The following is a 13,475-nucleotide window of genomic DNA, read 5'->3' as shown; positions in this document are numbered from 1 at the left end:
ATCAAGAAAACGCTAAAAATTTTAAATATAAAATATTTGAAGTGGGGAGTATTCAAATCAATCATTTTGATGACTGTATTGGAATGCAATATGTTTTCATAGCAAGTATATGAAAATTTAGGAGAAAATATAAAAAGCCAATGATTAACATTGGCTTGTATTATTTCATCGTCTAATGATATGTATCAATTCCTTAATTTCTGTAGTTGAATATCATTCATTACAACTGTTCCACTTGATTTAGGAAAAGTGAAAGTCAGTTTATTTAAAAACAAGGGATCAATTCCCTGAAAAGCTTTAAGTGGGATACTGACCATATTTAACGCTTCAGCAGTTTTACCTTTATAAAACTCATCGCCTTCTGCACTCAGAAGAGGAATTCCATTCACTTTTTTTCTTGGAATTGTGTAAAGAGCATCACTAAAATCGCTAGCAGTTATTGTAGATGTTTTACCATTTGAATCTGTCAGTTCGATATTAACATCCTGTCCTACATCTACAGGCAACGCAACTCGGAAGGTCAAACTATCATAGCCCTGAGTTGAGACATTATTTAATGGCAAACTATATACAGGATTGGCTTTCTCCCATGACAATTGTAGTTGATCAGGAGACGAAACCAATCCACCTGTGTAGGCTGAAGCTGTCTTATAGAATTCTGGAATAATAGGATTAGAACATTTCAGATTTTTATCGATGTCCTTTCCACCAAGATAAGATTTACATGAAATAATGCCATTCTGTAAGAAACCAGAGAATTTATTCAAGCCACCTAACAAATTTGTTGTTAAAACATTATCATCCTCAAAGCGTTGAATTAATTTACTACCATTCTGTTGTATTGTAACAATTGCTCTTTCATCACAAGTTTCATCACCTTTCGGGCAAGCTGATTGTGGCAATTGGCCTACAGCATTCCAATAAGATTTAAATTGATTTTCGTCACCAACAAAATAACGCATGAAGCTATTAATAATAAATTGCCCCATATTACGTTGATCAACTGGATTTAAACGCACTGAATCTGGGCGGTTTGCATTACAAAATGATGAGTCACTATACGCAGCTTCCTGGGTGGAATAATCATCATTTAACCATGTCGTGTTGTAGAAATTATGGTTTGCTCCTCGTACAAGCACCTGAAATTTTGGGGCAGTATCATATTTCATACTGAATCGATTATTATCATAATTATTTACGCCTTGCAGGTCAGAGACATCTCCATCACAAGATGGTAATAGTGTTGCAACGGGTACATTGGTAATTCCTTTAATTTCTTCGAAATCCGTAGGTGCCAAAGCAAAAGCCGCTTTAAAGTTATAGGGTTTCACCGAATCTGTTGTTTTTGAAAAGCTAATATTTTTTGCAAGCATTAATTCAAGTAGCTTATTTTCATTGCCTGATTTTGCTTCTTCAATTAAATCTGGGAAATTTTTAAAATTATTAGGATTGTTCAGCAAAGCTTGTTTAAATAGATTTATATCATTACCAAAACGTGCTGTATTAAACTTAATGGCTAGATATATGCCTTGCCCACCACGTGAATGTCCCATTATACCAATACTGTTAAAATCTAGTTTTCCTTTGAGTTCGGTTAATAAGCCTGCTCCGCCAAAACGATCCAGTTGTTCCAGTTTATCTAAAGTACCTAAAACAAGCTGACCACGACTCTGAGAGGATGGATCTCCACCTGTCCCATTGATATCATTGGCATCAATTGATAGTACAACATATCCCTGTTCTGCTAAATTTTTTGCCAGATAATCATATCCTTTATAGCTTGGATCACGAGTAGAATGCTGTCCATGTAGAAAAATAATGATCGGAAACTTTTTTGTACTGTTATTTAGATTCATCTGTGGATATCGCACCCATCCATGAAAAGGTACAATTCTCACATCACTTGCTTTAGTCTGAACAGGCTGGCCACTATCACGCCAATCGGCTTTTCCATTAACAATTAAGTTCCCAAAATTGTATTCAATAGCGGGAGAAGAAATATATTTTGCCTCTCCAATAACATCAGGCGCTCGCTCCATAAAGCGCTTATCATCTCCAAATATACCATTCACTTTAACCCCAGATGAGGGATTCGAATTAGTCGAGGTATCAAGTGAAGAACTCTCTTTATTTTCAGCAACTATTTGCGCTGAACCCGCTACAGGGCCAGTATAATTATCCTTATCTGAACCACAACCAAATAGAAGAAAACCTGTAATAGATAATAGTATTAATTTGGATTTTTTTTTCATCTCACGCTCATATCTTAATCAAATAGTCATTTTTACTAAGCAAAAAAAATGCCAAAAAATTAAGATGTGACCAAATTTAGCGATTGATAATATACATCTAAAAGAGCATTAAATTTGGTTTAAACTAAATAGCATAATTGTTGGTGACTAAAACCCAAAATAAAATTGTATCTTTAACTAAAGTATTTTGATATGACAACTCCAATTCACAAGCTATAAATATCTATATTACCGTGAATAACTAACTTTATATCTTAAGTAATACTCACAGACTGCTTATTTATCATGAGTTATTACTCAATGATCAAAATAAAGTTATCAATATGTATGGGAATATTTTGGTAATTTTTTTTTAAGATTTATCATTCATCTAAAATATATTGTTATATTGAGTATTCACAAGAAAATAAAGTAGATGCGGTTATGATATTGGAATTTCTTTTACCTGATGCACCATTATTACGGGAAATTGCTAAACCCGTGAAAGAATTTGGAACCGTAGAGCTTCAGATTCTTATTGAAAATATGTTTGAAACAATGCGAGAAGGACGTGGTGTCGGATTGGCTGCTCCACAGGTTGGTATTCCACTTCGGGTTATAGTTTTTGAATTTTCAGGAAGTGAACGTGCACCAGATGCAAATCCAATTCCTCCAACAGTGCTTATTAACCCTCGGATTTCTTACGCTGAAGGGGAGGTAGAAGACTGGGAGGGATGTTTTAGTGTTCCTGGTCAAAGAGGGTGGATTTCACGCCCTAATCTTATCCACTATCAGGCACAGGGATTATATGGTGAGCATCTTGAAGGAGAAGCAGAAGGTTTTCATGCAAGAATTATTCAACATGAAATTGATCACCTGAATGGAATTCTCTATCCTGATATTGCAAACCGCATTGAACTATTTGAGAGAACTTAAATATATTGATGAAATTTCAGTGGTATTTATGATCACAAGATTCTAGTCTATAGCTTCACTTTGACGAACAATTCTGGATGTTGTTGGTTCTGATACAGCATAACTTGCAGCAACATAAAATAAGGTACGGGCTTCTCTCCAACAGTTTAAGCAGAGTCAACCTGATTTTTAAGACAAGTTCCAGTGGTTTGCCTTTAGAAGGAATTTGCATCAGCGTATGTTCAATCATTAGAGCGAATGTTGAACGAAATATGCCTGTATAATATTTAAACAGAGAATCTAAAAGACTTTTAGTCAAAATATTTCATACACAGGTCATGCTCAGAAAATCTGAAATTTTATAGAATGAATATTCATCAAAAAATGAGTTTTTTGATTTATGAAAAGAATTGAATATAAGAAATTATAAACTTTACAATGATGAACTCAGTGATTATAAATCAAAATGGATTAATTGAGGACAGGCCCAGTTCTCTTCAAGAAAAAATCGGCTCCTGAATTCAGTATATTAATCAGCATACTTCTACTAAATTCTTTTTTAGCTGTTACATTCAACATACCTAAATTTATTTGTAAATCACTTGGTAATAAAATAATTTCATCTTGTTGAGTGCTCAATTCAATATCTAGCTTTTTTAAAGCATCAAGTAGCTTATTTAACTTTGGGCTTAAAAACTGATCATAAACTTCTATTTGAGGGATCGTTGCATTAATCAATGGAGTATATTGAACGACATTGATTAATATAATCAATTTATCATGAATGATTTGATAATTTTTTTTATGTCTTGGACCAATTAGCCATTCATTATAGATATATGTGTTTCCATTATAATATCGGAGCTTTTCTGGATCTAAAATATAGCTGTAGTCTTCGATTATGATTTGCATAAATTTTCAAAATATCGTTTAAAATAAAGACAAGTAGAGAAATAAGTTTTTTAAAGTCCTAAAAATAAATCTCTACAGTAAATGTATCGTTCAGCAACAAATTCACTTCGTTACGACCTGACTTTATTGAGTCAAACCAAATAATATTTTGTGTGCCAAACTATCCTGAGTTGGATCCATCACTGGTACCTTCTCGGCAACTTTATATGCGCGCTGAATAGCAGGGCGTTCACGGATGGTTTCAAACCAGACTTTAAGATGTGGGAAATCGGCAAGCTTTATGCCATGTTCTTCATGATGAACAATCCAGGGATATGCTGCCATGTCAGCAATTGAGTAATCTTGACCTGTAATGAAAGTACGTCCGTCCAGATGTGTATTTAACACTTTATAAAGCCGTCGGGTTTCATTGACATAGCGTTCGATTGCATAAGGAATTTTTTCAGGTGCATACTTGGCGAAATGCTGGTTTTGACCCAACATTGGTCCAAGTCCGCCGACTTGCCAATACAGCCATTCCAATGCCATGATTTTTGCTCTGGGTTCATTGGATAGAAATAAACCACTCTTTTGAGCCAAGTATTGAAGAATTGCGCCAGATTCAAACACACTCAATGGCTCACCACCATCATCTGGGCTATCATCGATAATTGCTGGAATTCGGTTATTGGGTGAAATTGCAAGGAATGCTGATTTTAGTTGATCCCCTCGACCGATATTTACAGGCGTTACATCATATGCAAGACCTGCTTCCTCAAGAAAAATAGTGATCTTATGGCCATTTGGCGTTGGCCAGTAATGTAGGTGGATCATAGGATGATGCCTTGATAAAGTTTTGAGCGGGAATAAACTTATTTAAAATATGATCAGAGATAACAGCTTCACTGAATGTTGGCGGTATAACCCTGATCTTTTAGCGTTTGTTATAAATCAATAACCGTAACACCATCATTACCATTGAGTCCCAGTACCATACTCTCAGCAAATTGAGGCTCTTTAAGTATTGAAATCACGTAATCACCAAAAGCTCTCGGTGGCATTGGTAATCCGAATCGTGATACAAATTCTTCAGGTGTAATTCCCATGGCAGCTGCATAAGCCCCTGCTGCTGAGTCACCAATGCCCGTACCAAGGATCATCATGCGAGGAACGATGGCCTGAAACTGAATACCAAGATTTTTATCTTGCGAAAACAAATTGGCATATTTGGTCATGAACCAAAGCGCACGTTTAGAACTGGCGTAGCCACCTGTCATCTGAGAACCAGACTCAGCGGCACCACTAGATCCCACTAAAACTCGGCTGCCTGGATTCAGTGGTGTTTTTAATACAGCTTGAAACCAGAAAAAGGCTGCTTTGACATCAGTTTCCCAATTGATAGAAAACTCTTCCCAAGTTAATTCATCCAGAAGGCCCATTCGCGGTGCTGCTCCAGCATTTAACACAAGGACATCTGGACGAATTTCTGCAATGATACGATGTGCCGCAGCTTCATCTGTGATGTCCGCAGAAATTGTATAAACCCCTAACCGTTCAGCGACAGCATCAAGATCTTTGGCATTACGTGCAACGACAGTTACTTTTGCACCTTGATCAACCAGCGCTTCAACTAGACCTAAACCGAGACCACGACTACCACCAGTGACCACAACTTTTTTATCTTTCAGATTCATGAAGATTTCTCCAATGTTTAATAAAGTGATGTACTACTAAAACGATTGAAGCCTTGGAAAAGAGTCAAAAAAGCTTATAAATTATTTTAATTTGATCTAGCGATGTACTTTCGACTCGACTTTTTATATCAGTTGATTGGTCGTTGATCATGTGGATGTAGATTAATGGATCAGCAAGATTAGGCAATGCAATGGGACGGTGTTTGAAGTGATTTTTAGGCAAGATAAAGTTTCCTAATTTGCACTTATTAACTTTAAATCATGGTCTACAGTTGAATAGATAGGAGAATGTGCTGGTAATGCTTAATTATGCTAGGGAAAAGTTCAAATATCGATTAGAAGAGAATAGGGGGGAGGAAAAATTTGAGCAAGATAGACAAACAAAACAAAGCTCTCAATAGAGAGCTTATTTGTAAAAATGCACATGCGATTGTATGAGTGACATCATTCAATTTTGAGATGTACTATTTTTTAAACGACAAAAATCAATGATTTTAATTTCATACGTTCAGCCGCAGTATTAAGTAAATATGGTGCAATGAGGCGATGTGGAACTGTCATCATTTTCAAAGTGGGCCCTGATAACCATTTATTCCCCTGGCTAAAGAAAGACGAGAAGATCACTTGAGATTCCATCACGTTGATAACAATGCATATTTGAATATCAACTGAATCTGAATGAACAACAATCATGATGAAATCTTCTTGCTTGATCATTGTTGCTGATTCTAGTGATTGCCAGTGTGATTCAGATTTAGATTTAAATCCCAATGTATTCCATGACTGACTAACAATCTGATTGATTGCTGGAGGGGCATTGGCAAAAATTTCATATGCCCATTTTTCAGCACTGTAATGTTTAGTCATCATGGGAGTTGGAATATCAATGCTAAAAGCATCTTCATAGCCAATATTTTCTAAAGGACATACTTCACGTGCTAGATCTGGAATACGGATTGCTTGTGCTTTCATGGCATTCTCCTTAAGGCATTTGGCTCATCAACAATAGCTATATGTTCAATGGCGAATGGGTTTGAGTATGATGATGAGCCTAATGGTTTATTTATTTGGGGTTAATTTCAGCTCTGCATCAGCGGCAACATATCGCACATAGCGGTAATCTCGAATAAAGCTTATCTTGCCTTCATGCCATTCCAGCCACATGATATAACTTGGTTTGAGGTCTATACGGTTTTCAAAGACAGCAATGACCTCGCGATCTCCAAGCCATGCAGGAACCAGCCAGATGTGGTCAATTTTTGCGTAGGCACCAAAGAACATGGAGACATCGGCAGCGCCAACACGGATAGGATGAGTAGACTGACTGAGTTTGACATCATCAGAAAGTAATGCTTTTAGCCCATCCCAGTCACGTAGGTTAAATAGCTTTACATAGTTTGCTACTGCATCAGATGTTTGTCGGGCAATTTGTGCTTCCTCAGTGGTTGTGTTGATTTCGCGCAGTCGAGCACGTCCACGAGAAAGATGGGCTTTTACTGAGTCTACTGAGAGATTCAGTAGGGTAGCAATGTCTACAAGAGGCTCGTCAAGAACATCTTTAAGAATGATGACACTGCGCTGAAGTACTGGGAGTTGCATAAATCGTGAAACCGCCATTTTAATTGTTTCCTCACGCATCAGCATCTCCATCGGATCAGAGGTATTTATATCTTCAATATCATGGTCAATATCAATGTCTTCTGTTATTCGAATGACTCGACTTCGGAGTAAGTCAAGTGCTCGGTTATGTGCTACACGGAATATCCAAGCTCGAAGCATTTGAAAATCTTGTATTTTGTCAATCACAAGCAATGCCCGAGCAAGCGTATCCTGAACGACATCTTCACCTTCAATGACAGAGCCCATCAGTCGCGAACAGTAGCGATGCAGTTCAGGACGAAGCTGTTCTGCCAGAGTAATCAGTTGGGCCTGTTGCATGTGAGGCTTAGGATCATGGTCTTTATTCAAATTGTCTCACCATTCAATCATGGTCACAGCGGTATGGCCGTTGCAACCTAAAAGGATAATATTCATATCAATGACCTGACTGCTTTGTCATTTTGCGGTCACTGTAATTTGTTGTTGAACAAAGATTTCTATTGAGCTTGAATCAAGTGCTTTAGATCCGCTAATAAGGTTAATTTCTATCTGCACAGCACCACGTTAATGTTTTTGTTTAGATAAGCTATTACTAAAACGATTGAGGAATATAAAAAGAGTCAAAAAGTTGTAAATAATTTTAATTTTGTTTGAAGCTGCTTCAGTTATTTTATGTGTTTTATTGATATTTTGTTGAATCATTCTTTTTTATCATGAAATTTAATCAGTTATTTTTTTATAGTCTGGCTCAAACTTTTTATGAGTCCGATCCTAAAGTATGCTGGAACACTATTTAGCTAAGAATAGAAGTGTCAGGATATATAAGTACCAAGAAAAAGTGCTTGGTTCTGCTTGTTATTGTGAGTCACCAGATTAAAAGCATGGATTGGCACAGTTGATAAACAATACACAGCAGGTCTTATTTTTATATGTAATTACTATATTTTTGACCCTGTTCTGCTTATACTGTGCAGCAATTAAGATATTTCATTTTTTGCACGTCATAAGTACTTTTGATATTGAGTACATGATTGTGTACATATTTTTAGAGTAGTGTATGGCAGTAGCTAAGAAATCCGTTAATATCAACAATATACGTAATTTTTCGATTATCGCTCATATCGACCACGGCAAGTCGACACTTGCAGACCGTTTCATTCAAATGTGTGGTGGATTGCAAGACCGTGAAATGCAGGCTCAAGTCTTAGACTCTATGGAGCTTGAGCGTGAACGTGGGATTACCATTAAAGCGGCTTCTGTAACCTTGTACTATACCCATCCAAATGGGCAAGAGTATCAATTAAACTTTATTGATACACCGGGGCATGTGGATTTCTCTTATGAAGTATCACGCTCACTTGCTGCTTGTGAAGGTGCGTTGTTGGTTGTTGATGCTGCACAAGGGGTTGAAGCGCAATCTGTTGCAAACTGCTATACCGCAATTGAGCAGGGTCTAGAAGTACTACCTGTCCTGAATAAAATCGATTTGCCACAAGCAGAACCTGAACGTGTTATTCATGAAATCGAAGAAATTATCGGTATTGAAGCAACACATGCACCAACATGTTCGGCAAAAACAGGTCTAGGCGTAGAGTCTGTTTTAGAGACATTGGTTGACATTATTCCAGCACCGCAAGGTGACCGTGACGCACCTTTACAAGCCTTAATTATTGACTCTTGGTTTGATAACTATTTAGGTGTGGTATCACTTGTTCGTATCAAACAAGGTCGTGTGCGTAAAGGCGATAAAATGTTGATGAAATCAACAGGTCAATCGCACATCATCACTTCTGTTGGTATTTTTAATCCAAAACATACCGATACAGGTATTTTAGAAGCGGGTGAAGTTGGCTTTATCATTGCTGGGATCAAAGACATTTTTGGTGCACCAGTTGGTGATACGATTACCTTGGCAACCACACCTGATGTTGCAACTTTACCGGGTTTTAAAAAGGTCAAACCACAGGTTTATGCGGGTTTATTCCCAATTGATGCCAGTGATTTTGAACCATTCCGTGAAGCGCTACATAAGTTACAAATTAACGATTCTGCGTTGTTCTTTGAACCTGAAAGCTCAGATGCTTTAGGTTTTGGTTTCCGTTGTGGCTTCTTGGGAATGCTACACATGGAAATTGTACAAGAACGTCTTGAGCGTGAGTATGATTTAGACTTAATCAGTTCTGCGCCTACCGTAATCTATGAAGCATTGATGAAAAATGGCGAAACGATTTATATCGATAGCCCATCTAAAATGCCTGATGGTTCAACGGTTGAAGATTTACGCGAGCCGATTGCTGAATGTCATATTTTAGTGCCTCAAGAATACTTGGGTAATGTCATGACCCTATGTATCGAGCGCCGTGGTGTGCAAAAAGATATGAAATTCTTGGGTAACCAAGTATCGATTACCTTTGAAATTCCAATGGCAGAAGTGGTTATGGATTTCTTTGATAAATTGAAATCTTGCTCACGTGGCTTTGCTTCATTGGATTACAATTTCGTGCGTTTTGAGAGTTCATCTCTAGTTAAGGTCGATGTGTTAATTAATGGTGATAAGGTTGATGCTTTGGCAATGATTTGTCATCGTAATGATGCGCGTCACCGTGGTATTGCTTTAGTTGAAAAGATGAAAGACTTGATTCCGCGTCAAATGTTTGATGTGGCGATTCAAGCTGCAATTGGTGCACAAATCATTGCACGTTCAACAGTTAAAGCGATGCGTAAAAACGTATTGGCTAAATGTTATGGTGGTGACGTTTCTCGTAAGAAGAAACTGTTATCGAAACAAAAAGAAGGTAAGAAACGCATGAAGCAAGTGGGTAGTGTTGAAATCCCACAAGAAGCGTTCCTTGCTGTGTTAAAAGTAGAAAGATAAAAACTAGAGGTCTTATTGCTCATGGATTTTGATTTTAATTTAATTCTCGTTCCTGCAACGCTTATATTTTTTGGGCTATGGTTACTGGATAAGTTTGTACTGAAACAACGTGCAACAAAAGGTAAGGGGAATGAAAATGTCATCATTTCATGGGCATATGATTTCTGGCCTGTTCTAGCAGTGGTTTTGGTGTTGCGTTCATTCTTATTTGAACCGTTTAATATTCCTTCTGATTCTATGGTGCCGACTTTAGAAACAGGTGATTATATTTTGGTGAATAAGTTCCAGTATGGTGTTCGTTTACCAATCACCAATACCAAGATTATTGATATTGGTGAGCCACAACGTGGTGATGTTGCTGTTTTCCGTTATCCAGAAAATCCCAAAATTAGTTATATCAAACGTATTATTGGTTTACCGGGTGACCATCTTGAATTCAATAATGGTCAACTTACAATCAATGGTAAAAATGTTGAGCAAGTACCTACTGAGTTTAGTCGTGAAAAAGATATTTTAGATACACCTAAGTCAATCTACTACTATGAAACGATGGGTACACATAAGCATTTAGTTCGTTTGCTGGAAGGTCAAAATACTTTGGTTTCAGCATTTAATTACGCACAGAAAAAACAAGACCTACCTTATGTAGCAACTGCAAATGACCGCTTTGTAAAATCAAATGGTCAAAGTTGGGAAGTGACTGTTCCAAAAGGCCATTATTTTGCCATGGGTGATAACCGTGACCAAAGTGCAGACAGTCGTTTTTGGGGCTTTGTACCTGAAGAGAACTTAACTGGTCATGCAATCTATGTGTGGATGCATAAGGAACCTGGTTTAAAAATGCCTTCATTTAGTCGCAATGGCGCAATTAACTAATCGGCTACAGTTTAGAAAATCAAATAAAGGTCAATTTTTATTGACCTTTATTTTTATCTGTTAAAGCTATAAAGTTGTCTTGATTTATAAGAAAAATGAAATAGAACAAATGATTTAAACTAGCAACTTGATGCAGTTTCAAGGATAATAGCGCGGTAAAGTTTTTTATCACACCAGGGTTTGCAGTGGATAAAAAATTTATAACAATTGAAAATGATCAGTGGGTCTGCAGCAGTGTATTTGACTCAATTATATGATTATTTTCAATTGCGATTAAAGATTATTCATTCTGAGCTGTTGGATAAAAAAAATGCGTAAAAATCAACAAGGCGCTTCATATATTGGAATTTTACTGGGGATAATTGCTTTAGCTTTTATGTTGAAAATCATAGTTGCTGTATGGCCTTTATACTGGGATGATCGTGTGATTAATAATCAAATTGTAGAGCAGATAAAGAATAGCTCTGCTGAAATCACACCAATGAAATTTGCAACAGAAGTTGATAAACGGTTAGAAATGAACAATATCCGAGATACTAAACTTGAGGATATTGCGACTGTATCAACTAAAGATGGTTTACAAGTGACTAAAAAATATGAAGTACGAAAAAATTTCATGCTGAATATAGATTTAGTCCTCACTTTCGAGAAGAGTTTTGATCAAAGGTCAGTTGAAAGTAAGTGATCCTCGCTTACAGAGTAGAATCGGTTACCAGTTTAAACAATACGAGTTATTACAACTCGCGCTGACTCATCGCTCGGTGAGTCACAAATACAACTATGAGCGCCTTGAGTTTTTAGGTGATGCATTGTTGGGTATGATCATCGCAAACTACTTATATCATGCGTATCCTCATGAAAATGAAGGACGTTTGACGCGTATGCGCGCAACTTTGGTACGCCAAGAAGCATTGGGTAAAATTGCCAATGATTTAAAGTTAAGTCAAAGTTTAATTTTAAGTACAGGTGAATTGAAATCAGGCGGTCATCATCGTGAGTCAATATTAGCAGATACAGTTGAAGCAATTATTGGCGCGATTTATACCGAAACGCGAGATTTGCCTTTGTTGGAATCGATTGTTTTAAAATGGTATGAACCCTATTTAGATCATATCGAACCGACAGATCAACTCAAAGACCCGAAATCACGTTTACAAGAATATCTACAAGCTCGTAAAAAGCATCTCCCAGTTTATGAGGTCGTAGATATTCAGGGTGATGCACCTAACCAGCATTTTAAAGTAGAATGTACAGTAGATGGCTTGCCTAAAATGATGGGTGAGGGATCAAGTCGCCGTTTTGCAGAACAAGCAGTCGCGGCGGATTTTTTAAAGATATTGGAGCAGTAAACTGCATGAGTACACATTCCGATCACAATGATGCTGATCACGAGCCGTCTGAAAACGGTAATGAGTTAATTAATCAATTTTTTAGCTCACAAGGTACAGAAATCCCTTCGGATTATCGAAGTGGATTTGTTGCAATTGTAGGACGTCCAAACGTGGGTAAATCGACATTGATGAACCATTTATTGGGTCAAAAGTTGTCAATTACTTCACGTAAGCCACAAACGACGCGTCATAAAATCATTGGTATTGATAGTCGTGAAAAGTCTCAGGCTGTATTTGTTGATACGCCGGGGATGCACAAGAAAGAAGTGCGTGCGATCAATAAAATGATGAACAAAGCTGCACATTCTGCATTGCGTGATGTCAATTTGGTTTTATTTGTTTTAGATGCCCAGAAATGGACACCAAATGATGACTTGGTTTTAGAGAAACTGCAAAATGCAGAAATGCCAGTCGTTTTGATTATCAATAAAATCGATACCTTAGAAAATAAGCGTATGATTTTACCGTTGATCCAAGAGCGTGCGAAGTTGATGAATTTTGCTGAAATTGTTCCTGTTTCAGCATTACGTGGTGCAAACTTGGATCATTTGCGTGAAGCGATTGAAAAGTATCTGCCATTCCAGCCACCATTATATTCTTTAGAACAGTTAACTGACCGTTCAGAACGTTTTCTTGCCAGTGAAATCATTCGTGAGAAAATTATGCGTCAGTTAGGCGAAGAGCTGCCTTATGATTTAACGGTTCAAATTGAATCATTTAAAACAGAAGAAGCGACAGTGAATGAAAAAACGGGTCGTCCTAAAGCTGCATGTACTTATATTGATGCCACAATTTTTGTTGATCGCCCTGGGCAAAAAGCCATCGTGATCGGTGAAAAAGGTGCTAAGCTGAAGAAAATTGGTATGGATGCTCGTGTCGACATGGAAAAAATGTTTGAGCAAAAAATCATGCTAACACTTTGGGTGAAAGTTAAAGGTGGTTGGTCTGATGACGAACGTGCTTTAAAAAGTTTAGGCTACAGCGATATTTAATTGACTTTTTG

12 protein-coding genes are annotated in these 13,475 nt (G+C 37.2%); 6 read left to right on the top strand and 6 right to left on the bottom strand.

The window, feature by feature from the left end; genetic code table 11:
- Window positions 1-185 precede the first annotated feature (185 nt).
- Window positions 186-2,252, bottom strand: a complete 2,067-nt coding sequence (locus AS4_RS15495) for an alpha/beta hydrolase (RefSeq protein WP_096734762.1) — start codon at window positions 2,250-2,252, stop codon at window positions 186-188.
- A 423-nt stretch (window positions 2,253-2,675) separates the two neighbouring features.
- Between AS4_RS15495 and def the strand changes: the two genes are divergently transcribed.
- Entirely contained in the window at window positions 2,676-3,167 is a 492-nt protein-coding gene (def, locus tag AS4_RS15490) for a peptide deformylase (protein WP_096734761.1), read from the top strand.
- A gap of 450 nt (window positions 3,168-3,617) precedes the next feature.
- Here def and AS4_RS15480 read toward each other — a convergent pair whose 3' ends face one another.
- The 5 genes from AS4_RS15480 to AS4_RS15460 all read right to left on the bottom strand — a co-directional run bounded on the left by AS4_RS15480 (window position 3,618) and on the right by AS4_RS15460 (window position 7,699).
- Entirely contained in the window at window positions 3,618-4,058 is a 441-nt protein-coding gene (locus tag AS4_RS15480; RefSeq protein ID WP_096734760.1) for a hypothetical protein, read from the bottom strand.
- Between the two features lie 123 nt (window positions 4,059-4,181).
- Entirely contained in the window at window positions 4,182-4,871 is a 690-nt protein-coding gene (locus tag AS4_RS15475; RefSeq protein WP_096734759.1) for a glutathione binding-like protein, read from the bottom strand.
- 110 nt (window positions 4,872-4,981) lie between these two features.
- Window positions 4,982-5,731, bottom strand: coding sequence for an SDR family NAD(P)-dependent oxidoreductase (locus AS4_RS15470; RefSeq protein WP_096734758.1), 750 nt, complete (start codon window positions 5,729-5,731; stop codon window positions 4,982-4,984).
- A gap of 471 nt (window positions 5,732-6,202) precedes the next feature.
- Complete coding sequence (locus AS4_RS15465) at window positions 6,203-6,703, bottom strand: hypothetical protein (protein WP_096734757.1); 501 nt, start codon at window positions 6,701-6,703, stop codon at window positions 6,203-6,205.
- A gap of 87 nt (window positions 6,704-6,790) precedes the next feature.
- Window positions 6,791-7,699, bottom strand: coding sequence for a sigma-70 family RNA polymerase sigma factor (locus AS4_RS15460; protein ID WP_264757322.1), 909 nt, complete (start codon window positions 7,697-7,699; stop codon window positions 6,791-6,793).
- Window positions 7,700-8,387: 688 nt separating this feature from the next.
- On the opposite strand from AS4_RS15460, the gene lepA reads away from it, so the two are divergent.
- The 5 genes from lepA to era all read left to right on the top strand — a co-directional run bounded on the left by lepA (window position 8,388) and on the right by era (window position 13,464).
- The gene (gene lepA, locus AS4_RS15455) at window positions 8,388-10,205 is read left to right on the top strand and encodes a translation elongation factor 4 (protein ID WP_004717093.1); all 1,818 of its coding nucleotides are present in this window, start codon (window positions 8,388-8,390) and stop codon (window positions 10,203-10,205) included.
- 21 nt (window positions 10,206-10,226) lie between these two features.
- Window positions 10,227-11,081, top strand: a complete 855-nt coding sequence (gene lepB / locus AS4_RS15450; protein WP_004823131.1) for a signal peptidase I — start codon at window positions 10,227-10,229, stop codon at window positions 11,079-11,081.
- A 310-nt stretch (window positions 11,082-11,391) separates the two neighbouring features.
- Window positions 11,392-11,766, top strand: a complete 375-nt coding sequence (locus tag AS4_RS15445) for a DUF4845 domain-containing protein (protein WP_004717090.1) — start codon at window positions 11,392-11,394, stop codon at window positions 11,764-11,766.
- Window positions 11,738-12,430 (top strand): ribonuclease III, encoded by a 693-nt coding sequence (gene rnc / locus AS4_RS15440; RefSeq protein ID WP_004717088.1) that lies wholly within the window; start codon window positions 11,738-11,740, stop codon window positions 12,428-12,430. The genes AS4_RS15445 and rnc overlap by 29 nt, the downstream gene beginning before the upstream one ends.
- Window positions 12,431-12,435: 5 nt before the next feature.
- Complete coding sequence (gene era, locus AS4_RS15435; protein WP_004823128.1) at window positions 12,436-13,464, top strand: GTPase Era; 1,029 nt, start codon at window positions 12,436-12,438, stop codon at window positions 13,462-13,464.
- Window positions 13,465-13,475 lie beyond the last annotated feature (11 nt).

It is taken from the genome of Acinetobacter guillouiae (genome assembly GCF_002370525.2).
GTDB lineage: Bacteria > Pseudomonadota > Gammaproteobacteria > Pseudomonadales > Moraxellaceae > Acinetobacter > Acinetobacter guillouiae.
The sequence above is the reverse complement of the archived record's forward strand: the minus strand, read 5'-3'. Positions and strand labels throughout refer to the sequence as shown.

Coding starts and splice junctions, on each gene's coding strand:
- AS4_RS15495 (WP_096734762.1), bottom strand. CDS start 2,252: ATGAAAAAAAAATCCAAATTAATACTATTATCTATTACAGGTTTTCTT.
- def (WP_096734761.1), top strand. CDS start 2,676: ATGATATTGGAATTTCTTTTACCTGATGCACCATTATTACGGGAAATT.
- AS4_RS15480 (WP_096734760.1), bottom strand. CDS start 4,058: ATGCAAATCATAATCGAAGACTACAGCTATATTTTAGATCCAGAAAAG.
- AS4_RS15475 (WP_096734759.1), bottom strand. CDS start 4,871: ATGATCCACCTACATTACTGGCCAACGCCAAATGGCCATAAGATCACT.
- AS4_RS15470 (WP_096734758.1), bottom strand. CDS start 5,731: ATGAATCTGAAAGATAAAAAAGTTGTGGTCACTGGTGGTAGTCGTGGT.
- AS4_RS15465 (WP_096734757.1), bottom strand. CDS start 6,703: ATGAAAGCACAAGCAATCCGTATTCCAGATCTAGCACGTGAAGTATGT.
- lepA (WP_004717093.1), top strand. CDS start 8,388: ATGGCAGTAGCTAAGAAATCCGTTAATATCAACAATATACGTAATTTT.
- lepB (WP_004823131.1), top strand. CDS start 10,227: ATGGATTTTGATTTTAATTTAATTCTCGTTCCTGCAACGCTTATATTT.
- AS4_RS15445 (WP_004717090.1), top strand. CDS start 11,392: ATGCGTAAAAATCAACAAGGCGCTTCATATATTGGAATTTTACTGGGG.
- era (WP_004823128.1), top strand. CDS start 12,436: ATGAGTACACATTCCGATCACAATGATGCTGATCACGAGCCGTCTGAA.